A 22,178-nucleotide genomic window follows, 5' to 3' on the forward strand; every position below is an offset into this window, starting at 1 on the left:
GACTCTAGTAAGGGAGCAATACCAACGACAAAATGACCACTGCTATAATCCCAACGATCGTTGGAACGCTGGTTCGTTTCAGTAACCGAACAGGGCTGACGTCGATTGAAGAAGACACAATCATAATTACAGCGGCAACTGGTGAGATCGTTCTGCCAAGATTGGCGATCATCTGCATTGGCAAGGCGATCAAAATCCCGTCAATTCCCGCTTTAGCGGCAATATCGGGAATCAGTTCAATCACAGCGTAAAACATCGCCAATCCTCCGCCACTCAAAATACCGAACAATGCGGTTGCGCCGCTGAATATCAATGCCGTTAACACGCCAGCAGATTGAGAATTTTCTACCGCACTCATTAGTGAATCAATCACTCCTAAGCTTTGGATAGCTGTGGTAAATAATGATCCACCCACAACCAACATGACTACTTGACTAAACCCTTGTCCCATTCCTTTGAATAGTTCCACTGCACTTTCTTGCGCGATTTTGAAAGATTTCTTTCTCAAACATTCAATCAGTAATGCGACAAAAAAGGAAATCATCGTTAGGACGAAAATATCCATTGTTACACCTTCTTTGAATATACCGATTATACCAACGATAATGATCAACACCAAAGGAAGGAGTGGTAAAATTGCATAAAATCCAGGAACAGCCGTTTCTTCTGACTTACTTTCAATTTCTTTTAGTTCTACAAAGGCATCTTTGCCTTCTTTTTTATCACAATACGTTTGCCAAAAGTAATGAACAATGGCCATGATCAGCAATGTTGGGATGGAAATTTTCGCATGGTACAGAACATAAGTTAAGATGTTGTAATTCAATGTCTGAGCCGCAATCACATTATCCGCACCTAATGGCGTCGGCATGATCGTGGCAGTCATTGCGATAACTCCGGCTGCTGTTAAGGAAGAGATACCAATCCCTTGAAGCAGCGGATAAAGGATTGCCATCAAAATTATTGCCAAACTAGATGCACTTGGGACGACTAACGACATCAAATTCCCTAATAAGAAAACGATCGGAATAAATAATGCCTTAGACTTGATTTTGGTCATTGGCTGAACCAGGATATTGACAGCTTTTTGATTGGCACCAATGAGATTCATATAACCTGAATATCCGAATAAGATCATGATCACTAGACCAGCAGAACTTACTTGAGAGATGATCGTATCTTTAAGCTTTAGGAAAATATCGAATAAGGCCAAGCCAGTCCCTTCGCCTTCTGGGTAAAGCGGATTTCCTAATGCAACGGATGCACAAAGCAAGACAAGTGCCCCAATAATCAGAATCAATGCTGGATTATAACTCTTAATAATAAAATATCCGACGACCCCCAAAACAACGAGTACTAAAATCGCTTCTATCATTTCTTTCCCTCCTATTTACACTTGCTGATTGCCTGTAAAAACCATTCTTTAAAGAGTGCTTCATCGATATCGACACAAACACGGCAATTGTTTTTCTGCTTCAGACGATTGTTGAGATCGACAATTGTCGCACCTGCTGTATAGGATCCTTGTGTTTCGATCGCAACAAAAGTCTCTTGAACAGTGAACATCTCTGGACACAAAAGATAAGCGATCGCACAACTGTCATACATTTTCAGACCCGTTCCAAAACTACCGCCACGATATTTTTTGAATAATTGAACCATCATATCTCCAGTTTGATTCATTTCTTTGATTTTTGCGCTGTCTTCTGGGTAAACAAGCGCTTTGGCGCCCACATCTAATGGTGCTACAGAAAGTGGTAAGCCGCTCTCAAAAACAATCGTTGCAGCCTCGGGGTCAATCGCAATATTGAACTCTGACAATACACCAAAGTTTCCTCTGCCTAAGGCTCCGCCCATTAAAACGATCTCATCGATTTTTTCTTTGACTTCTGGATAAATCTTAAGCAAAAGAGCAATATTCGTTAGAGGACCTAATGCGACAATTGTGATTTTTTTTTTATTCTTTTTGATCGTTTGATACATCGCTTCCACAGCTGAAGTTTCCAGCAGCAATGAACGATCTGGTTCTGGAAATGAATAGCCGGCCATTCCTGTGACCCCATGAACATCGCTGGCATCTTTGACTGCTCGCGTTAGTGGCTGAGATGCACCTTGTGCTGCTGGAATCGACAAATCCCAAAAAGAAAGCAGTTTCAGTAAATTATTGGTGACATGTTCAATACCGACATTTCCGGCCACTGTCGTGATCAACTTGACCTCCAAGACTTCACTAAATAGAGCAATTCCCAACGCAACTGCATCATCGATCCCCGGATCCGTATCAATAATGACTTCTTTTTTTGACATACGTATTCTCCTCTCACCTTTGATAAAACGTTTTATCATTTTTCTAAAAAAAGCGAACATCTGATAAAGCGTTTTATCTAATGTTCACACAAAGAATAGCATCGTTTTAAAGCGCTGTCAATAGTAAAAAAAGAGTTTCGCTAGGAAACTCTTTCAGTCACACTGTTCTTTTTTATCAATCTAGGTGTCAATTGGACGTAACGTGGCTTCTGTCCGCTGATTGCATTCATCAAGGCAAGAACCGTTTTTTCACCTAAATCATTTACATCTTGTTCCACAGACGTTAGAGATACTTCTAAAAGATCATTCAAAACAAGATTGTCGTATCCTACGATCGAAACATCCTCTGGAACCTTGATTCCTAGTTCTTTGGCACGCTTCATAATTCCCAATGCAATCAAGTCGTTGCCAGCAACAATGCCGGTTACATCTCGGTTTTTTAAGAGAATGTCTGCTTTTTCATAGGCGTCTTCAAATTGGAACTTTGTTACCACATGCCAACTGTCTTTTCGTTGGAGATTGAATTCCTTCAGCGCATCTAAATAGCCTTGGTATCGATACACACAATTGATATTTTTATCAGGGTTCATCATCGTACCAATCTTTTTGTGTCCTTTTTTTATTAGCTCACTGGTAGCAATGTATCCCCCATGCCGATTATTATAAAAGACTTGATCGACCTCAAAGTTATCTATTCCTCTATCAACCAAAACGATTGGAACCGAAAGATTCTTCAATCGTTCTTTGGTTTGTACCTCATCCGCGTAGGATTCGGTTGAAAGGGCGATGATCAACGCATCAACGTTGCGGTCAATCAGGAGCTGAATCAATTCCTTCTCAACGTCAACTTTATCATCTGAGTTGACCAAAATCAGCAGATACCCCTGTTTTCGCAGCAAATCTTCTAAGACCTTGGCCAAGTTGGCAAAAAAAGGATTGTTGATATCTGGGATGATCAGTCCGATCGTATTGGTTTTTTTCAAAACCAGGCTTTTAGCCGCAGCATTCGGCGTATAATTGTTTTCTGCCGCCAAGCGCTTGATTTGCTGTTTTTTTTCTTCTGTGATCCGAATCGGTTTGTCATTTAACACTTGAGAAACGGCTGCGATCGATACACCTACTTCTTTTGCAATGTCTTTTAATCTGACTTTCACTGAATACTCCTTTCACTTTCCTAATTTTGTAAATGAACCAAGCACTCAATCTTGTGTTTTCAGTAAATCCTTTTTATGCTGTTGAAAAAATGGATTTGAGAATTAGACAAAGATGATTGATTAGAGATTATACTGTTTTTTTGAATTCCTCTTAGATGTTCCACTTCACCCAATCAGCAAACAATTCTGGCCAACGGACAACCGATGCTTCGATCCCGTGTTGATTGCCGTTGGCGGTTTCCGGTGTTCCTAAACTTAGTCCATGACCACCGCGAGGGAAAATGTGCAGCTCATAAGGTATATTAAATTTGCGCAGCTGTTCGGCAAAAAGGAGGCTGTTTTCCGCCAAGACTAATCCATCTTCTAACGTATGCCAAAGAAACGTCGGCGGTGTCTGTTCATTGACTAAAGTCTCTAAAGACAAAGCCGCTTTTTCTGTTTCATAGCGATCTGCTAATAATGAACGGAAGGAATCTTGGTGCCCAAGTTCACCACTAGATAAGACCGGATAACTCAACAGTAACCCGTTAGGTCGCCATTCTTCATTGGCTCCTTGTAAAGCCTCTGCTAGAAAAGGTTGCTGCCAAGACACACCCAGATTAGCAGCTAAGTGACCGCCAGCTGAAAAACCGGCAACAATGATTTTTTCAGGATCGACGTGCCAGACCTCATGATTGGTGCGGACAAGACGAACGGCAGCCGCCAATTCCTTTAAGGCTAACGGATAGACAGCCGGTTTGATACTATAATGCAACACAAAGGCTTGGAAACCAAAGCTCATCATTTTGATGGCGATGGGTTCCGCTTCGCGATCAGACAACATTTCATAGCCGCCGCCAGGACAGATGATGACCGCTGGTCGAACACGATCTGGTTCCATTTCAGGAGAATTTTCCATGACATACGTGGTTAAACTGGCTTGGCTTTCTGGTAAAAGTGCGGTTCTTTTTTCATGTATCACGGATTGCGCCTCATTTCATTGTAATTTTATAGACGATTGGTTGGTCGGTTTCAATTGGTTCAAAAGTTAGTTGCAAGCCTTCATCGGTCACTTGCCAATCAATAGGCTGTTCTTCGTGTCCTAGAATCGTCACGGTTTGGATGATGCCGTGAAATTCTGGCAAATTTTGATCTTTAGACTGGGCCAGTGCTTGGATCCTTGCGTGTCCATTCTCAGGACTTGCCATGCCAATAGCATACAACGAATCCCCCTGAACCGTAAAGCGGAAATCCTGGCTCGTGTATGTCGTCGCCTGTGCCTCTTGAAATTGGCCTGAGACAACGGTCTTGGGTCCTTCCCCGGCTTTGCGCCATGGTTTCGCTTCATAAATGGCTTCACCGTTTACATCCAGCCACGCACCGATTTCTTTTAAGATCGTTTGATCTTTTTCTGGGATCGAACCATTCCCTTTCGGCCCGATATTCAAAAGAAGATTGCCATTTTTACTGACGACTTCGATCAAATCCTGTAAAATCTCACGCGTTGTTTTGTAATCCAACGTTGTGGTATAACACCATGAATTGCGAGCGATCGCTGTATCTGTTTGCCAGTAAAAAGGTTGTGGTTCGGCAAATTTTCCCCGTTCGATCTCCACGACACCACTACCAAACATCATGGCATCGTGTTTGTAGCAGATACCAACTTTTTTGCCCCATTCAGCCCCACGATTGTAATAGTAAGCGGCGAAAAGTTGCAAGTGCTCCTTGAAGGCTTCATGTTGGATCCACCAATCAAAATACAGCAGCTCTGGTTGATAGTTATCGACGAGTTCACAGGTTCGCAGCAGCCAATCATCTAAAAACTCTTTTGAGGGATATGGCTCGCTATACAAATCTTGATTATCAGGTTCTGGCATAGCAGGCCAATAAAAGTCGCCTTTTTCTAACTGTTCCTTGATGTCGCTGTCGAATTCCTTACCGTGTCCCATAAAAAACCAATGTTCGGCACGATGAGATGAGGTACAAAAATGCAGGCCTTGTTCCTCAGCTGCCTCTTTTAATTCCGCAAGAATATCTTTTTTCGGTCCCATAACTGCCGCATTCCATTCAGACAGCTCGCTTTTGTACATCTGAAACCCATCGTGATGTTCTGCAACGGGAAAAAGATAATTGGCACCGGCTTGTTTGATCAGTTGAATCCACTCATTTGCATCGAATTTTTCTGCGGTAAACATGGGAATAAAGTCTTTGTAGCCGAAGTTTTTTTGCGGACCGTAGGTGTTGATATGGTGATCGTATTCCGGATGGTCTTTGATGTACATATTTCTGGAGTACCACTCGTTATTAAATGCAGGAACACTATACAATCCCCAATGAATGAAGACCCCGAATTTTGCTTTGGGGAACCATTCCGGTAGAACAAAAGCGCCCAAAGATTGCCAATTTGGGAAAAAGGGGCCTTGATGCGCGACTTGGTGGATCGTTTCTACTGTGATCATGGTCTTTCCTCCAAAATACCGACTGTTTCCAGCCATGTTTTTGCAATCAACACATGTCCTGCAGTCGACGGATGCACACGATCACTGCTTAAGACATAGGATGACTGATAAAGCAAAAAATCATCAAACTTTTCCTGCGTATCTCCTAAAAGGATACCATACTCTTGCGCTACTTTAGCAAGCACGTGTTGGTAGTTGGTAAGCATTTTTCTTAGTGGATCTTCTTTGTTGGCTTCAACCATAAACGGGGTCAAGAGAATCATTCCTTTGACACTCGGTAATGTCTGAGCGATCAAATCACGCAACTCTGATTCAAATCTTTCAATCCCCACCAGTTCCGTTTGAGCAAATGTGCCATCAAAATGCCGCCACACATCATTTACACCGATCATGATCGTTACCCAATCTGGTTGAAATGCCGATACATCATCCTTCCAACGCTTCTTCAAATCGACGACTGTATCTCCACTGATGCCTCGGTTAACGATCATTAATTCCATTTGTGGGAGTAATGCTGTGGTATAGGCGTTGATCAGATGAACATAGCCGTCCCCCCATGACGACCATCCCGCAGGTATCGCTTGATAATTTCGATTACTATCTGTGATCGAATCCCCCATAAAAAGCAGACGATCTTTTTTATCCACTATCATTGTTTTCCTCCTTAAAGAAAGAAGACTGATCCGCTGGTGCTGGATCAATCTTCTTAAGTGATTGCTTAACCAAAAGCTGTTTACTCACTTTTGTCAAGGAACCGTTGACCAACCATTTTTATGATTCTTTGTTTTTGATTAGTCCCCAAATTCTTTCGCTACTTCTACCCGTTTTTCGTTTTGATCTTTCGCATTATTCATGTCAAATTCTAGCACTGTTTGATAGCCTAAGCCGTCTGCTGTTTCTTGCATTTCTTTTAGCAATTGGTCAAATTCTGCTTCATCTTTGGCAAAAACCATTCGCCAAGAGTACTCGATGATTGTCGCTTTGGCTTGGTTCCGCAACGTAGAGATCTCCGAACTATCTTCTGGCGCTACATAGCTGGCACCAGGGGCAACTAACAATTGGTCGTTCTCCTCTAAATAGCCAATGGTCGATTCTGCACCACCCATATTTTTTGACCAATCTTCTTTTACAGGATCGGTTGTTTCATTTTGATAGCTTTCCCACATCGTATAAGCATATGGGAAGCCGGTATCAGGATTGATATCGATCGGTAATACCGTATTGACGTTTAGCGCGGATACACCATCTTTGTAACTTCCGCCACCATATTCTTCTGGCACATCCCCATCGCCATCTAGCAACGCTTGTTTCCCAAACTCAGTTAAGACAGGCTCGCCATCTTTCATTTCCCAAGTTAAGCCTTCAGGGCCACTACTACCGCTTGTTTGAGAAGAATTTGCTAACACGCCTTCTGAAGAGTAGAGCCAGTCAATGAAGGCTGCGATTCGCTCTGGGTCTTCGGCATTTGAACCGATCCCGATAAATTGTTTGCCACCGTAAACTTCCGCACCATAAGAGAAGATTTTTTGGTCTTGAATCGGTGCCAACATAAAGCCTTTTCCTTCATTCAAGTTCGTAGTCGTATTAAAAGCCGCTTGACCTAACCAAGGCCACCATGAGAATAAGACTTGTCCTTCTTGGAATTTGGCAAAAAGTGTATCGTAATTTTGCGTCGTTGATTCTGGATCCACTAAGCCCATTTGATTGGCTTGGAAATAAAACTTAAGTGCGCGAATATATTCAGAATCACTATCGAGAATGCTTTGATAATCAGAACCATCCGCTTTTGCCAAGACAAAACCTGATTCATCGTACCCATAGTAGGTGACCAGCTGTTTGCCTGCATTCATCATGTTGCCGTCCCAATCGCTGAATAGAGAAAACCCATAAACTTTTTTCCCAGAATCTGTTGTTGGATTGTCTTCTTGCATTTTTTGAATCACAGGAAGCAGGTCTTCCAATGTACCGATTTCTGGATATCCTTGCTCCCCATAAAGATCCCAACGCACATAAGCACCAAATGTAGGATCTAATCCTTCTGAAGGATCGGTGGCTTTTAATGTAGAAACGGAAGTTGGAAAGCCATATAGACCATCGGCATCTTTGTTTAGATTTTGAACAGCCGCATCGAAGCGCTGAACATTTTCCATAGTTTCATAATACTCGCTCGCATCGGTCAACAAACCAGCTTCAACCAATTCGTTGTATTGTTGGCCATTATCAACAATGATCAAATCGCCCAAATCACCTGCTGCCGTCCTCGTTTGATAAAGAGTGTCTCCGTTTCCAGCAACGTTTGGTGCGATGATGTTCAATTCCATATTGAATTTATCCCGCACGATTTTGGCAAACCAACCTTCTTGCATCCCCATATAGTTGGCTAGCCCATTATAGACATCGATCGTGATCGTTTCATCGTAGCCACTTTCGCTGGAAGCAGCGTCTGTGTCAGAGTCAGCCGCTCCTCCACAGCCGGCTAAACTACCTAGCAATGTCATGCCTAACAAACCTGTTGTTACATATTTCGACATTTTTTTCATTTTCTTCCCTCTTTCTTTTTATTAACCTTTCACCGCACCCAACATAATTCCTTTGACAAAATATTTCTGGAAAAGCGGATAAATAAACATGATTGGTAAAACAACAATGACTGAAACGGTCATGCGAATCGAAGTCGGTGTCTGCGTTGTTGCAGCTGAAGCGATACTGGAAAGTGATCCCGATGTATTTTTGACCATTTGTGCCAACGAATTGGCTTGATTGATATACGTATAAAGAAGGTATTGCAAGGAGTAGAGACTTTGATCCGTAATGTAAATCAGTGTATCTTGGAAAGAATTCCATTGACCAACTGCCGAGAAGATCGCGACTGTTGCTAAAATCGGCGTACAGTTGGGTAAAATTACCCGAAAGAATACTTGAATGATGCCAGCTCCATCCATTTCAGCTGCTTCTTGCAACGATTTGGGGATTGACTCAATATAGGTTTTCACTAAGATGATGTTAAAAGGCTGAACGACAGCCGGCAAAATATAGACCCAAAAATTATTCGTTAAACCTAATGTCTTCATCGTGATGAATAATGGAATCAGCCCTGCATTGAAATACATTGTAATCACGACAAAGCGATACCAAAATTTTCGTTTCCACATTTTTTCTTGGGTAAACATAAAGCCTAAGAAGGCTGAAGCTAAGACGGTTGCTGCTGTTCCAATCACCGTTCTAGCCACCGAAACGGTTGCGGCTAATGGCAACCCTTTTAGTTGTAACACTTGACTGTAGTTTTCAAAATGGATCTCTTGTGGAAAAAAGCGAATTTGTCCTAACGCACTCAACTCATTATTACTGATTGAATTAATAATCAAGTAATAAAAAGGATACGCACAAATCAACGTAATCAGAAAGAAAAAGGTATAATTGAGGATACTAAACGTCAGGTTTTCACGTTTGGGTACTTTTTTCGCCTTTTTCTTTTCACTAATCGATAGTTCCATAGATATCCTCCTCTCCTAAATAATGGAAGTCCCCCGAATTTTTTTCGACGCAATATTGACGATGGCTAACAAGGCAACAGAAATGACACTTTTTAGCATACTGATCGCGGTAGCCAGAGATAGACTATTTCCACCCATCCCTAAATTGTAGACATACAAATCGAGGACTTGGATCGTATTTCGATTGAATGCATTTTGGAAAACAAAGTACTGATCCATCCCGTTGTTCAACAAGTTGGCGATAGACAGCATCAGCATCACAAGAAACGTCGGCATCAAGGCAGGTAGTGTGATATGACGCATCAGGTGGAAACGATTCGCCCCATCGATTCGCGCCGATTCATACAATTCGGGGTCAATTCCTGAAATGCCTGCAAGATACATGATGGCACCCCAGCCCAAGCCTTTCCAAATATTCCAAAGACACATCATTAGCCACGTATGATTGCCGCTATCCAAAAATTTGACTGGATCTGTAACGAAGCCCCATTCTTGCAGCAACGTGTTTACCAGCCCTGTTGAAGAAAACAAGCTAAAGGCGATCGTATACACCAAAACCCAACTGATAAAATTCGGCAGCGTGGTCAGCGTTTGGACCAAGTTTTTAAACCATTTGCACTTGATTTCGTTCAATAAAATGGCGAAGCCTACTGGTAGGATCGAAGTGGCGATCCCTAAAAAACTCATGGCAAAGGTGTTTTTCATTACTTGTACGATCTGATCCACTTGTGTTGGACTAGAGACAAGAAGTCGAAACCATTTGAAGCCTACAAACTCGCTGCGCGCTAAACCTAATGCTGGTTTGTAATCATAAAGTGAATAAATCCATCCGTGCAAAGGAAAATAAGAGAACAAAAACACGAGAATCAGAAAGGGAACGATACATAAAAACAAAATCTTCCCTTCTCGTGTCACCCGCTTATTTTTTCTTGGGACACTGCTTAGTTTACTTTCCATTTTCCTCCCCCTTTTTTGTAACCGCTTTTACATTTTTAATACTAGCACCTGAAATCTCATTTGCCACCTGTTAAAAATAGAGGTCAATCCGTACATTTTAGACTTTATTTTTCTTTTATTTATAAAGAATGCTGATACATCAAGGTTTCAGATAAAAGACGCCCATATGGTAAGGCTTTCAAAATTTGTTTTTTGCGAGTACTATAGGAATATATCAATTTTGGAGGGATAAAAATGAAGTACAATCCTGATGGCCAACTGTACAAAATAACCACCGTTTTTTCACAATTCACATTGTTAAATTTACTATATATCATTAGCTGTTTGCCAATTATTACGATTGGTGCTGCGACAGCTGCCCTTTATGAAGTGACGATTCGTTATGCGGATGAGGAGCGTGGTGAATTGATTGTAGGCTATGTGCGAGCGCTACGAGCAAACTTTATGAAAGCCACCGGTAGTTTTCTCCTTCTTGGGCTCCCCATGGTAGCACTACTGTATAGTAGCTTGTTTTGGTTTTCCTCAAAAACCATTCTTGCCAGTATTTTTGCTTTCGTTCTAATTGTTACAGCTATTTATCTGTTTATTGTATTAGTCTATTGCCTTGCGTTAATTGGACGTTATGAAAACAGCTTTAGGCAAACATTAAAAAACGCGTTTCTGTTACCGATCGCGGACCCTATCCGTTCGTTAGCCCTCGCGCTTATTCCTATCGCTGCGTTTTGTTTTGTTGTTTTATTTCCGTTGTTTAAATTCCTCTTGTTGATTTTTGGTTTTTCTTTCGTTATTTATTGTAGTTCGTTCCTGTTGCTTTCCATCTTTCGTAATCAGCAAGCATGAAAAAAATCAGTCATCTCTCACTTTTTCGTCGTCTGAGTCAGTTTTCCATTCGGCGACAATTATTCATTCTTTATCTGCCTGTTGTTTTTTTATCCACAGTGACTATTGGTCTCTTATTGGTCTACGATTCAACCAAGCAGCTGACAGGCAATTACCAACACTTGGCTGAGTTAAATGCTCAGCGTGTCAAATCTGTTCTTTTTGATACAACAAACACGCTGACCAACACGGCGAGTTCCTTATCAAACGATACTCATCTACGTCAGCTTTTAACTGCAAATTACCTTGACGACCAAGAAGCGATCGTGGACATCAATAGCTATGATCAGCTAGATGAGATCAGAAATCTTCAAACCTCGATTGCGAAATTAACTATCTATACGACGAATCAAACCATTCCGAACTATAAATATTTTCAACAGGCAGATGACACAATTCAAGCGACCGCCTGGTACCAACGAGCCCTCAAGCAACCCGATGCTTTTTTGATGACGATGCCAGAGGATTACAAAGCAAATCGTTTGAGTCTTTATAAAACGTTGCCTTTGCCTTTATCAAAAGAAACTGCCGTTTTGGAGATCCAAGTCGATTATAATTATCTCAGCAACCGACTTCGTAATTCATCCTATGAATTGGAATTACAGTTAAATGATGATGTCATCTTTTATAGCGACAAAATCAATCAAGTCGGTGAACCGGGACAGCTTACGACTCTTTCTGAGCCGCAAACGAGTGCTGCCTTTTTAAAAGATGATGGTACCAAGGTGATGCTCACCAAAAGCACCTTACCCATGAGTAACAAAGAAGACATCATCACAATTTATAGTGCGGATACAAATGCCTATAGCAATCTACGCGCCAATCTGATCCGTTGGAGCACGATCGTTTTGGTGATTTTGATCACTACTTTCATCATCGTCTTTCTGTTTGCTCGATTCTTTACCAAACGAATTTCTCAACTGCAGCAGGCGGTCTACTTTGCCTCGATCGAGGATTATGATTTCTTTCAAAATATTAGCGGCGAAGACGAAATTTCTCAGATCTCTCTTGATTTCCATAAGATCATTCAACGAATCAAGAAAAAAGAAGAAGAGATCTACCGCTCGCGTCTGGCGCAGCAAGAGCTGTTGACTCAACAACAGCAAATGGAATTTAATATCTTAGCGGGGCAGATCAACCCTCACTTCTTGTTCAACACGTTAGAAACGATTCGCATGATGGCGCTGACTTCCGGCAATTCTGACGTCGTTTACGCCATCAAATTACTGGCAAAATCGATGCGCTATACGCTAGAAGCCCACGGAACCAAGCGAACGAGTTTAGAAGAGTCCTTAGATGCCGTTCACGTATATGTCAAGATCCAGCGGATGCGCTTTGGCGATCGAGTCAACTTTTCCTATTCAGTCTCCAATGAGATCGACCAAAAAGAAGTCCAAATATTGCCCCTCCTGATTCAACCATTGGTGGAAAACGCCATCTCCCATGGCTTGGAAGGCATCACCTATCCAGGGTTTGTCCGTTTGACGATCACCAAAGACGGCCATGATCTGGTGATCGTGGTACAAGACAACGGCAGCGGGATACCGCCAGAAAAACTCGAAGGCTTGCAGCAAAAAATCAAGACGCCCTCCACCCATGCCAAAAAGAACATTGGGCTAGCCAACGTCAATCATCGGGTCAAAATGTTTTATGGACCTGAATACGGCTTGACGATCGAGAGTGTGCTGGGTAGCGGCACACAAGTCATCTTGCGCATCCATGATCTAAGCCAAGATTCATTTTCTCTTCACTAAAACAGTAAAGCCCCCTTCGATTCCTGTTTCAGAAATCGAAAGGGGGCTTTTGATTGATTAGAAATCCCGCACACGAACGGTTTGTTGTGGTGAAGAAGCACTGGCGTAACAGCCCACCATGATCCCAGTAAAGACACCACCGACTTCAGTGGTCAGATATTTTGTTTCTCCACTGCCTAAAAGCTGTGCTTGTCCTTGTTCATCAAGAACAGAAAAACGATAGGTTTCTTTATCGGCGCTCAGCTGCAAGGTGACCATATCTGCTGCATAAGGCAGTTTCTTTTCCACTTTCCATAAGGAACCGATTTGTCGGCGGAAAACCAACTGTCGACTGATGGCTGTTTTTTCCAGGTAACCCTCATAGTGATGGGTGGCATTTAAGAAAACCGTCAATCCTGCTTGCCCATCCGTTAGTTGCCGACAATCAAAGGTTGCCTGAAATTGTTGCTCAAAGGCGGTTTGCCGTTGGAACACTGCGGCGAGTTTGCCTTGATCGGACAGACCCGTCTGATTAGGATGCAGCAAGAAGCCATGTGGCTCTTCTTCAATCAACGTCGGGTCCCATTCGAATAAAGTCACGTAATCAGGCTTGCTGGTCTTCTTTTGTGTTTCCTTTGGTGCCGCCGCTGTGTCTACCTGAATGATTTCTGGCAAGTGATCTTCCTCGCCAAACACCGGCCATGGGTTTGACCAGTCCACCGGTAGCAGGCATGTTTCCCGACCTAGCAAATGCCTCAAAGGATAGCTGATGGGGCGTACTGCCAGACAAACTGCCCACCAATTGCCTTGGGTATCTTGCACGAGGTCCGCATGCCCTGCAGCTTGCAGCGGCAGATTCGTACTGCGATTGGTCATCACTGGATTGTTGGGGCATGCTTCATAGGGTCCCGTCAAGGAACGGCTGCGGGCCATGGTCAGCATATGCCCATAGGACGTTCCACCTTCGGAGATCAACAGGTAGTAATAGCCGTCTTTTTTATACAAGTGGGGGCCTTCTGGATCAGCCGCTCCGCTGCCAGTCCAAATGTTTTGGCGCGGACCTAATTCTCCAGAAGCCAAATCGATCGTCCGCAGATAGATTTCCTTATGGGTGCCTAAGTAATAGGTCTGCCCATCGTCATCTGCGAAAATCGTCGGGTCGATCCCAGGAGTGTCCAACCAAATCGGGTCAGACCATTCACCGGCGATGTCATCTGTCCAGATCAGAAAGTTGCCTTCTCTTCCTTCGTTTGCCCCAACGTTTGTACAAACGAGGTAAAAGCGGTCCTTGATAAAACGCAAGGTTGGGGCATACAGACCAAAAGCATTGGGATTTTCCGTCGATAACTGCAGCTGCTCAGGTCGCGAAAGTCCATGACCAATCAGCTGCCAGTCTGCCAAGTTTTTACTGTGATAAATTGGTAATCCAGGAAAATATTCAAAAGTACTCGTCACCAGATAAAAGTCTTCACCGACACGGCAAATACTGGGATCTGGATGGAATCCAGGTAAAATTGGATTCGTGATGGTTCGCATCGGCATCTAGAACTCCTTTATCGTGGTTTGGTCAGCCGTCAGCTTATGGCTCGTTTTTCCAGCAGTCGTGTGAATCTGCAAGGATGCTTGCTGGATCCCTGTCAGCTTGACGATCAGTTCTTGATCGACTCTTTCAACAGCCACCTCGCCAATCCACTCACCGTGGTGATCATAGATAGCCGCAGCGGTCTTGTCTTGCGGATCAAAGAGATGGATCGTTGGATGTTCGGCATAGTCATAGACTGCTTTGGTTTGTTCATGGCCTTCGATAATCAGTTGATTTGGTCGGACTAACAGTGGCAAGTGGAAATAATCATAGGTTTCTTGGTACCAACGTCCGCCCTCGTAAGCTTTGCCAGATAAATAGTCGATCCAATGCCCCTTCGTCTTCGGTACGTAAAAGGAGACCGTTCCTTGATCATTAAAAATGGGCGCAACTAAAAGGTGTTCCCCCAGCATGTATTGGCGATCCAAATGATGGGTCATCTCGTCTTCAGGAAACTCTAAGACCATCGCCCGCATCATCGGAATCCCCGTTTGGGCGGTTAGCACCGATTGAGCTTGCAAGTAAGGCATCAAGGACAATTTTAACTTGGTAAAGGCTTTGGCTACCGCCACGGCTTCGTCGTCATAAACCCAAGGCACTTTGTATTCCCAGCTGCCATGGTAACGGCTATGGGAAGACAGCAGACCAAATTGTGTCCAGCGCTTGTAAAGGTCTGGGGTTGAGCCAGCTTCAAACCCTGAGATATCGTGGCTCCAATATCCAAAGCCGCCTAACCCAAAGGACAGACCTGCCCGCAGTGACTCTGCCATTGATGGATAATCTGAGGTACTGTCGCCACCCCAGTGTACAGGCAAGCGTTGCGAACCAACCGAAGCTGCCCGCGCAAAAACGATGGCTTCTTCTGCTCCCTTGACTTCTTTCAGCAAGTCAAAGACGACTTTATTGTATAGGTAGGCGTAATAATTGTGCATTTTTTCTGGATCAGAGCCGTCATAGTACACCGCATCGGTGGGAATCCGTTCACCAAAATCCGTTTTGAAGCAATCCACACCCATGTCTAATAAGGCACGCAGCTTGCTATTGTACCAAGCGACCGCTTCAGGGTTGGTGAAGTCGACGATCGCCAAACCTGCTTGCCATTTGTCCCATTGCCAGACATCTCCATTGGCGCGTTTCAAAAAGTAGCCATTGGCCATCCCTTCGTCAAACAAGGGTGATTTTTGCCCAATGTACGGATTGATCCAGACACAGATTTTCAATCCTTTGGCTTTCAAGCGCTGCAGCATTTTTTCCGGTTCTGGGAAAGTTCGTTCGTCCCACGTGAAGTTGCACCACTCGTATTCCTTCATCCATAAGCAGTCAAAATGAAAGACCTCAAGGGGAATCTCACGTTCTGCCATACCGTCTACAAAAGATGTTACGGTTTGTTCATCATAATCCGTCAAGAACGAGGTACTTAGCCACAACCCAAAGGACCACGCAGGTGGCAGCGACGGTTTCCCCGTCAAATCAGTGTAGCGCTGGATCACTTGTTTTAACTCATCACCGGCGATCACAAAGTACTGCAGCGTTTGTCCTGGATTGCTGAATTGAACACGAGAAACTTTTTCACTCCCCACTTCAAATTGCACCCGGTCGGGTGAATTGACAAAGACGCCATACCCTTTATTACTTACATAAAACGGAATATTTTTGTAAGCTTGCTCCGTACCAGTGCCCCCGTCGGCATTCCAGATATCAACACTTTGGCCGTTCTTCACGAAATTTGTAAAGCGTTCCCCTAAACCATAAATCGTTTCTCCCACATCCAGGGTCAACTGTTCGCTGATATGGGTATTTGCTTGCGGATCAATCACTAAGGCTTTGCTGCGAGGTTTGCTTTGGGTAATCAGCTGTTCTTTGTAATAAAACGAAGCTGTCACATTTTCCTCTTTGCTGATCACGACTTGCAAGTCTCCCGAGCGAAAAACATACGATTGCTCATCTTCTGAAATATCAGGAGTGATCTCTTCTGTCATCAATTCAAAGTTGGGGGCTTTGGCTTGGACCCCTTTATAATTGTAGAGGGTGATCCCAATGATATTGGTTCTAGGGGTAGTAACTTCCATCGTTAACAATCCGCCATCCAGTGTTGCCCCTTTATGCCCGACATAGCTATAAGGCAGATATAAGACCAATTTGTTTTCTTCTTTACGGGCATCGTAGACATGCACCGCAAATTTCACATCAAATCCTTCACGAAATAACCAACCGCCATCTGAAAATTTCATTTTTTTCCTCCTTGTTGGATCAATGTCAACGCCCCTAACAGACCAGAATCATTATAGTAACGACAAGTCTCTATCGGCACTTGGAAATCCGGCCAATGGGGGTTCTCATTGATTGCTTGTTTGATTATAGCTAATAGATCAGGGTTTTGGCTGATGCCGCCGCCGATCAGTATTTTTTCGGGATTCATCGTGACAGCTAGGTTGTAAATCGCAAGTGCGACATAACGTGCCCACTGTTTCAGAATCTCTTGCGTTTCAGGATCACTCGACCGCTGCTGCATGATGGTTTCGCCTAAAATCTCCTCTGATTCAGGAATCGCTTTTGCCCGTCGATAGGCATCAATCAGTCCTCTCGTTGAAGCTAGGTCATGGAGGGTCGCAAAAGAAGATGCTTGAAAATCAGTGATCATCATTCCGAATTCTCCTGCCCGAAACCCATTTCCGTGAATCAACTGGCGCTGATGAACGAGCGCGCCACCAATACCGGTGCCTAATGTGATCATGACAAAATCTTGTACGTCAGTAGCATTGCCGGTCGAGAGTTCTGCTAAAGCAGCACATTTCGCATCATTTTCGATCCAGATCGGATAAGACTTGGTTAAACGCTGCTGTAGCTCTTGTACGACAGCACAGCCGTGTAAAGGAGCCAACGCCCCCGCCATGATCGCTCGGCCATTGACTGAATCAATGAAACCAGGAAAACTCAGCCCGATCCCTTCGATAACATGCGCTTGCTCGACTTCTTGTATTTTGGCAGCTAAGGCAGCAAAAAGTTCATCCCGCGTATTACTCGGGGTTTTGATTTTGCCTCGGTCCAGCCATTGATTCTTCTCGGTAAAAACCCCGAATTTGATATAGGTCCCGCCTACATCAAAGCACAGGCGTACATCTGTCATTTCTCCTCCTCCGTTCAAAAAGCGCTTACAGTTTCATTTAAATTATATAAAAGAAAAAAAAGAAAGCCTACCAAGCAATTTAGTCATCGTTACCCTAAAAAATAGATGTCCGTAGAAAATCACGGACATCTTTGTGGTTATTCATTTTTCCGAAACTCATTCGGTGAAACCCGATGGTATTGTTTGAACTTTTTATAGAAATAATCAACATTGCTGTAGCCCACCAATTCAGCAACTTCGTAGACCATTAGATTGGAATGACGTAAGATTTCCACCGCTTTTTCCATTCGTACTTCATCCAAGAACGCCAAATAATTTTTACCGGTTTCTTTGCGAAACTTCTTGCCTAGATAGGCACTATTGTAATTGAAACGTTCCCCGATTTTTTTCAAGGTCAAATCTTCTTGATAATGCTTTTTTGTGTATTGGATCAATTCTGCAATGATATCGATTTGGTTCAAACTGCTGGCGACTGTTGCTTGCAAGTCTGCTAGTTTTTCGGTGATCACCTCTTGTAGCATCGGAAACGTTTGGGCGAGAAAAATCTGCTGATGCACTTCGTCTGTCGACCATTCGATCGCTAATGCTACTTTTTCACTGATTTGATGCTGCAGCCATTCGATGTCGCCATTGACTTGCCATTTGATCTCTTCTTCCAATGCCAATAAATGATAAAAGGTTTGATAATAGCGGAATAACGGCTGTTCCAACGGATCGTTTGCCAAAATCGCTTTTACTAATTCTTCACGCAAATCGCTTCGTTCTTCTGCTTCTTGGGTCGTATCCAAAACATGGTGAGAAATGACTTGATTGGGAAATAAGAAAATCAATTTACTTAATGTCTGGATATCGATCATCAATGGCTTCAAGTTCTCTTGCGCCGCAAACCATCGGGAGATCAAGATCTCTTGATGAGCCATTTTTTTGCGGCACCACGCATCGATCGCCTCGTCGGGAAAGCGTTCCTCGTTTAACAAAACCAAATACCGATGATGCCGATGGATCAAGGTGATGACTTGCGCCACTTGCTCCTGCAATTTCTCAACCAGCTTTTGGGCATCTGCCTCCTCGGAAAGTCGCAATAGCTTGATGGCTTGTGCGTCTTTGATCCCCGTTTGATCCCCGCCAAACAATTTCTCCATCAACTGACTCTTCTGATTTTTCTGCTGATCGGTCTTGGCTTTTTGATCGATTTTCGTCAAAATACCAATCAGCTCTTCTTCATCAACTGGTTTCAGCAAATAGGTCACAGCACCCAGTTGTAACGCTTGCTTGGCATAGTCAAAATCTGAGTAGCCGGACAAAATAATGGCAAAAAACAAAAGCCCTTCCTCCGATGCTGCTTGCACCATCTCAAGACCATTTTTTCCCGGCATACGGATATCAGCGATCACAACGTCTGGCTTCAATTCGCGGATCATTGCCAAGCCAGCTTCGCCGTTTTCCGCCGACCCGACAATTTGATACCCCAGACATTCCCAATCGATGATCAGAGGCAGTCCATTTCGGATCGATGCTTCATCATCAACGATCAACACTTTACGCATTTTCCAACCTCCATTTTCAGCTACTCCTTCGTTACATCATGTTTCACTTGTCAAACTTGCCCCATTGGTGCGAATCACCTCTTGATACCAATAAAAACTATCCTTCGGGATGCGCGCCAACTGACGTTCGTTTTGATTGTCGCGATCGACATAAACAAACCCATAGCGTTTTTGGTATCCATTCAACCAACTTAGTAGATCTGTAAAGGACCAAGCACAATAGCCGATCAGCTCAACCCCATCCGTGATAGCCTTTTGCAGTTCCACCAGATGTTCCTGCAAATAGGTAATGCGGTATGGATCATGGATCTGTTTGTCTTCTGTCAATTGATCGATGGCGCCTAACCCATTTTCAGTAATAAAAATCGGCAAGTCATAATTGGCTTGGATACGTCGCAAGGCTACACGGAAACCAACGGGATCGATCTCCCAGCCCCAATCTGTTTTTTTCAAGTGGGGATTTTCCGCCGTCGCAAACATGGTTTCTTCTGGTGAGAACTCGCCAGCTGCCGCTTGCATCAAATACGGATCGACTTTAGAAAATTCTTTCTTTTCAGCTGACTGCTTTTGCAAATTGTTTTGTTGGGCCGTTCCACCGTGATAGTAATTGATCCCTAAGAAGTCAGGTTTTGCCTGTTTTAATAGTGCTTGATCTTCTGGAGTGACTTCAGGAGCCAGACCGACTTTGGCTAATTGCTTGTAGACAAATTTCGGGTATTCGCCTTTGCAATAGACATCTAAAAACCACGCGTTGTTGAAGGCTTCGCCATTTTCTGCAGCCAGCACATCTTCTGGGTCACAGCTAAACGGATACATCGGACCATAGCCAAAACTTGGACCAATCTTGCCCTGTGGAACCAGCTCATGGAACAAATTAATTGCCTTTGCATTGGCAAGGTTGATGATATGATTGGCTGCATACATCCGTTTTAAGTCCTTCAAGCCCGGTGGATGTGCCGCCCAACGGTACCCAAGAGAAGTGAAGACATTTTGTTCATTCATGGTGACCCAATAGGTGACTTTCTTTCCTAAGCGTTCAAAAAGGATTCGGCAATACCGTTCAAATGCCGCTGCTGTTTCTCGTCCCTCCCATCCTTGGTATTTGTCTTGCAAAGCCTGAGGAAGATCCCAATGATACAGCGTCAAAATCGGTTCTACTCCTTGCCGAAGCAATTCGTCCACCAGCTTTTCGTAAAACGCCACACCAGCTTCATTGACCGCACCTTCGCCATCAGGCACGATTCGCGACCACGCCACGCTGAAGCGATAGGCTTTCAAGCCCATTTGCTTCATCAAGGCAACATCTTCTTTGTATCGATGGTAGTGATCGATCGCCACTTTGCCGTTGGTTTCCTCAAAGGTATTGCCGGGAATTTGGGCATAGGTATCCCAAATCGACGGACCTTTGCCGTCTTCTGCCCATGCACCTTCAATTTGATAGGCCGCCGAAGCCGCCCCCCATAAGAAGTTTTCTGGGAAAGGATCTAAGTTTGTGTGAAACATCAAGTTGCCTCCTTCAATTCCTAAACCGAGTTAAATCGGTTACATTTTATCGTATCATAATTTGGTTGATTCGTAACAATTGCCAAAAGACATTTTTTAGGTGAAAAAACTGTCGCTCCTCAGAACGACAGTCGTTTCTTATTAAAACAGGTAATCATTCAAACGAGATTTCACATATTCAATGTGGCTGGATTCTAATTCGATTTGATCATGCGCCAATGCGTAATCTGTCAGTGTTTCTAAGTTTTCCTCATCAGCAACGATCTTCGCTCCGATGCCTTCTTGGAACGAGGCGTACCGTTTTTCCTTCAACTCGTCTAAGAAGCGGTTTTCTTTCAGTTTCGCTGCTGCTTTTAACGCTCGGGCATACGTATCCATACCAGCGATGTGGGCTAACAACAGATCTTCCATTTCAAATGACGAACGACGGACTTTAGAATCGAAGTTGATTCCTCCCGGTGCGATGCCGCCGTTTTCTAAGACTTCGTATAAAGCGAGTGTCGAGTCAAAAACGTTGGTTGGAAATTCATCCGTATCCCATCCTAACAGCATATCTCCTTGGTTGGCATCCAGTGAGCCTAATGCGTTATAGCTACGGGCAACGGCGATTTCATGTTCAAAGGTATGGCCAGCTAATGTTGCATGATTGGCTTCTAGGTTTAATTTGAAATCTCCTTCTAAGCCGTAGTGCTGAATGAAGGCCATCGTTGTCGCTGCATCAAAATCATATTGGTGCTTTGATGGTTCTTTTGGTTTCGGCTCTAATAAGAACTGCGGTTTATGACCGATTTTTTCGCCATAAGCGATCGCCATTTTGAATAGACGGGCGATGTTGTCTTGTTCAAATTTCATGTCTGTATTCAACAAGGTTTCATAGCCTTCACGGCCGCCCCAGAAGACATAGTTTTCACCGCCTAATTTTTTCGAGATATCTAAGCCTTTTTTAACTTGGGCTGCTGCATACGCGTAAACTTCCGCATTATTGGTGGAAGCAGCGCCGTTGTTGAAACGAGGGTGTGAGAACATATTTGCTGTATTCCATAAGAGTTTGATCCCCGTTTGTTCCATTTTTTCTTTGATCAAATCGGTGATTTCGTCTAAGTTTTGGAAAAATTCTTCTAACGTTTCTCCCGCAGGTGCCACGTCAACATCATGGAAACAGAAGAACTCTGCCCCTAATTTTTCGCAAATCTCAAAAAAGGCTTCTACTCGATTTTTCGCCGTTTCCATTTCGGTGTCACCAATCCACGTCCGTTTGTTGACGGGTGCGCCGAAAGGATCAGAGCCGTCTTGCGTCATCGTATGCCAATAGGCGATTGCAAAACGTAGATGATCTTTCATTTTCTTGCCTAAAACAACTTCTTCGGCATCGTAGTGGCGAAATGCAAACATATTGTCTGTTTTAGGACCTTCGTAGCGGATTTTTTCGATTTCTGGGAAATAAGTCATTGTTGTTG

17 protein-coding genes are annotated in these 22,178 nt (G+C 43.6%); 2 read left to right on the forward strand and 15 right to left on the reverse strand.

The window, feature by feature from the left end:
• Positions 1 to 4 precede the first annotated feature (4 nt).
• The 9 genes from dcuC to A5877_RS05700 all read right to left on the reverse strand — a co-directional run bounded on the left by dcuC (position 5) and on the right by A5877_RS05700 (position 10,350).
• Positions 5 to 1,375: a C4-dicarboxylate transporter DcuC gene (dcuC, locus tag A5877_RS05660; RefSeq protein WP_086316530.1), complete on the reverse strand. Its 1,371-nt coding sequence runs from the start codon at positions 1,373 to 1,375 to the stop codon at positions 5 to 7.
• A gap of 11 nt (positions 1,376 to 1,386) precedes the next feature.
• Positions 1,387 to 2,307: a ribonucleoside hydrolase RihC gene (gene rihC, locus A5877_RS05665; RefSeq protein ID WP_086316531.1), complete on the reverse strand. Its 921-nt coding sequence runs from the start codon at positions 2,305 to 2,307 to the stop codon at positions 1,387 to 1,389.
• Positions 2,308 to 2,447: 140 nt separating this feature from the next.
• Positions 2,448 to 3,461: a LacI family DNA-binding transcriptional regulator gene (locus tag A5877_RS05670; protein ID WP_008380606.1), complete on the reverse strand. Its 1,014-nt coding sequence runs from the start codon at positions 3,459 to 3,461 to the stop codon at positions 2,448 to 2,450.
• A 151-nt stretch (positions 3,462 to 3,612) separates the two neighbouring features.
• The gene (locus A5877_RS05675; protein WP_086316532.1) at positions 3,613 to 4,422 is read right to left on the reverse strand and encodes an alpha/beta hydrolase; all 810 of its coding nucleotides are present in this window, start codon (positions 4,420 to 4,422) and stop codon (positions 3,613 to 3,615) included.
• Between the two features lie 10 nt (positions 4,423 to 4,432).
• A complete protein-coding gene (locus tag A5877_RS05680) occupies positions 4,433 to 5,899 on the reverse strand; it encodes an alpha-L-fucosidase (protein ID WP_086316533.1) in 1,467 nt (488 codons plus the stop codon).
• Entirely contained in the window at positions 5,896 to 6,552 is a 657-nt protein-coding gene (locus tag A5877_RS05685; RefSeq protein ID WP_086316534.1) for an SGNH/GDSL hydrolase family protein, read from the reverse strand. The genes A5877_RS05680 and A5877_RS05685 overlap by 4 nt, the downstream gene beginning before the upstream one ends.
• A 138-nt stretch (positions 6,553 to 6,690) precedes the next feature.
• Positions 6,691 to 8,439 (reverse strand): ABC transporter solute-binding protein, encoded by a 1,749-nt coding sequence (locus tag A5877_RS05690; RefSeq protein WP_016612762.1) that lies wholly within the window; start codon positions 8,437 to 8,439, stop codon positions 6,691 to 6,693.
• 21 nt (positions 8,440 to 8,460) lie between these two features.
• Positions 8,461 to 9,393 carry a carbohydrate ABC transporter permease gene (locus A5877_RS05695; protein WP_005234069.1) on the reverse strand — a complete coding sequence of 311 codons (933 nt, stop codon included), beginning with the start codon at positions 9,391 to 9,393 and terminating at the stop codon, positions 8,461 to 8,463.
• Positions 9,394 to 9,408: 15 nt separating this feature from the next.
• Complete coding sequence (locus tag A5877_RS05700) at positions 9,409 to 10,350, reverse strand: sugar ABC transporter permease (RefSeq protein ID WP_005228459.1); 942 nt, start codon at positions 10,348 to 10,350, stop codon at positions 9,409 to 9,411.
• A 234-nt stretch (positions 10,351 to 10,584) separates the two neighbouring features.
• On the opposite strand from A5877_RS05700, the gene A5877_RS05705 reads away from it, so the two are divergent.
• A complete protein-coding gene (locus A5877_RS05705) occupies positions 10,585 to 11,190 on the forward strand; it encodes a YesL family protein (RefSeq protein WP_005234068.1) in 606 nt (201 codons plus the stop codon).
• Positions 11,187 to 12,983 (forward strand): sensor histidine kinase, encoded by a 1,797-nt coding sequence (locus tag A5877_RS05710; RefSeq protein ID WP_086316535.1) that lies wholly within the window; start codon positions 11,187 to 11,189, stop codon positions 12,981 to 12,983. The genes A5877_RS05705 and A5877_RS05710 overlap by 4 nt, the downstream gene beginning before the upstream one ends.
• Before the next feature lie 57 nt (positions 12,984 to 13,040).
• Here the strand turns inward: A5877_RS05710 and A5877_RS05715 are convergent, their stop codons facing one another.
• The 6 genes from A5877_RS05715 to xylA form a co-directional block, all read right to left on the reverse strand.
• Positions 13,041 to 14,504, reverse strand: coding sequence for a glycoside hydrolase family 43 protein (locus A5877_RS05715; RefSeq protein WP_086316536.1), 1,464 nt, complete (start codon positions 14,502 to 14,504; stop codon positions 13,041 to 13,043).
• Positions 14,505 to 16,775, reverse strand: coding sequence for an alpha-xylosidase (yicI, locus tag A5877_RS05720; protein ID WP_016612766.1), 2,271 nt, complete (start codon positions 16,773 to 16,775; stop codon positions 14,505 to 14,507).
• Complete coding sequence (locus A5877_RS05725) at positions 16,772 to 17,671, reverse strand: ROK family protein (protein ID WP_086316537.1); 900 nt, start codon at positions 17,669 to 17,671, stop codon at positions 16,772 to 16,774. Before A5877_RS05725 ends, yicI begins: the two co-directional genes overlap by 4 nt.
• 137 nt (positions 17,672 to 17,808) lie before the next feature.
• Positions 17,809 to 19,218, reverse strand: a complete 1,410-nt coding sequence (locus tag A5877_RS05730) for a response regulator (RefSeq protein WP_086316538.1) — start codon at positions 19,216 to 19,218, stop codon at positions 17,809 to 17,811.
• Between the two features lie 36 nt (positions 19,219 to 19,254).
• Positions 19,255 to 20,721 carry a glycoside hydrolase family 1 protein gene (locus A5877_RS05735; RefSeq protein WP_008380598.1) on the reverse strand — a complete coding sequence of 489 codons (1,467 nt, stop codon included), beginning with the start codon at positions 20,719 to 20,721 and terminating at the stop codon, positions 19,255 to 19,257.
• A 141-nt stretch (positions 20,722 to 20,862) separates the two neighbouring features.
• On the reverse strand, positions 20,863 to 22,170 hold the full coding sequence (xylA, locus tag A5877_RS05740; protein WP_086316539.1) for a xylose isomerase: 1,308 nt from the start codon (positions 22,168 to 22,170) through the stop codon (positions 20,863 to 20,865).
• Between the last annotated feature and the right edge of the window lie 8 nt (positions 22,171 to 22,178).

It is taken from the genome of Enterococcus sp. 3C7_DIV0644 (assembly GCF_002141235.1).
Taxonomy (GTDB): Bacteria; Bacillota; Bacilli; order Lactobacillales; family Enterococcaceae; genus Enterococcus_D; species Enterococcus_D entomosocium.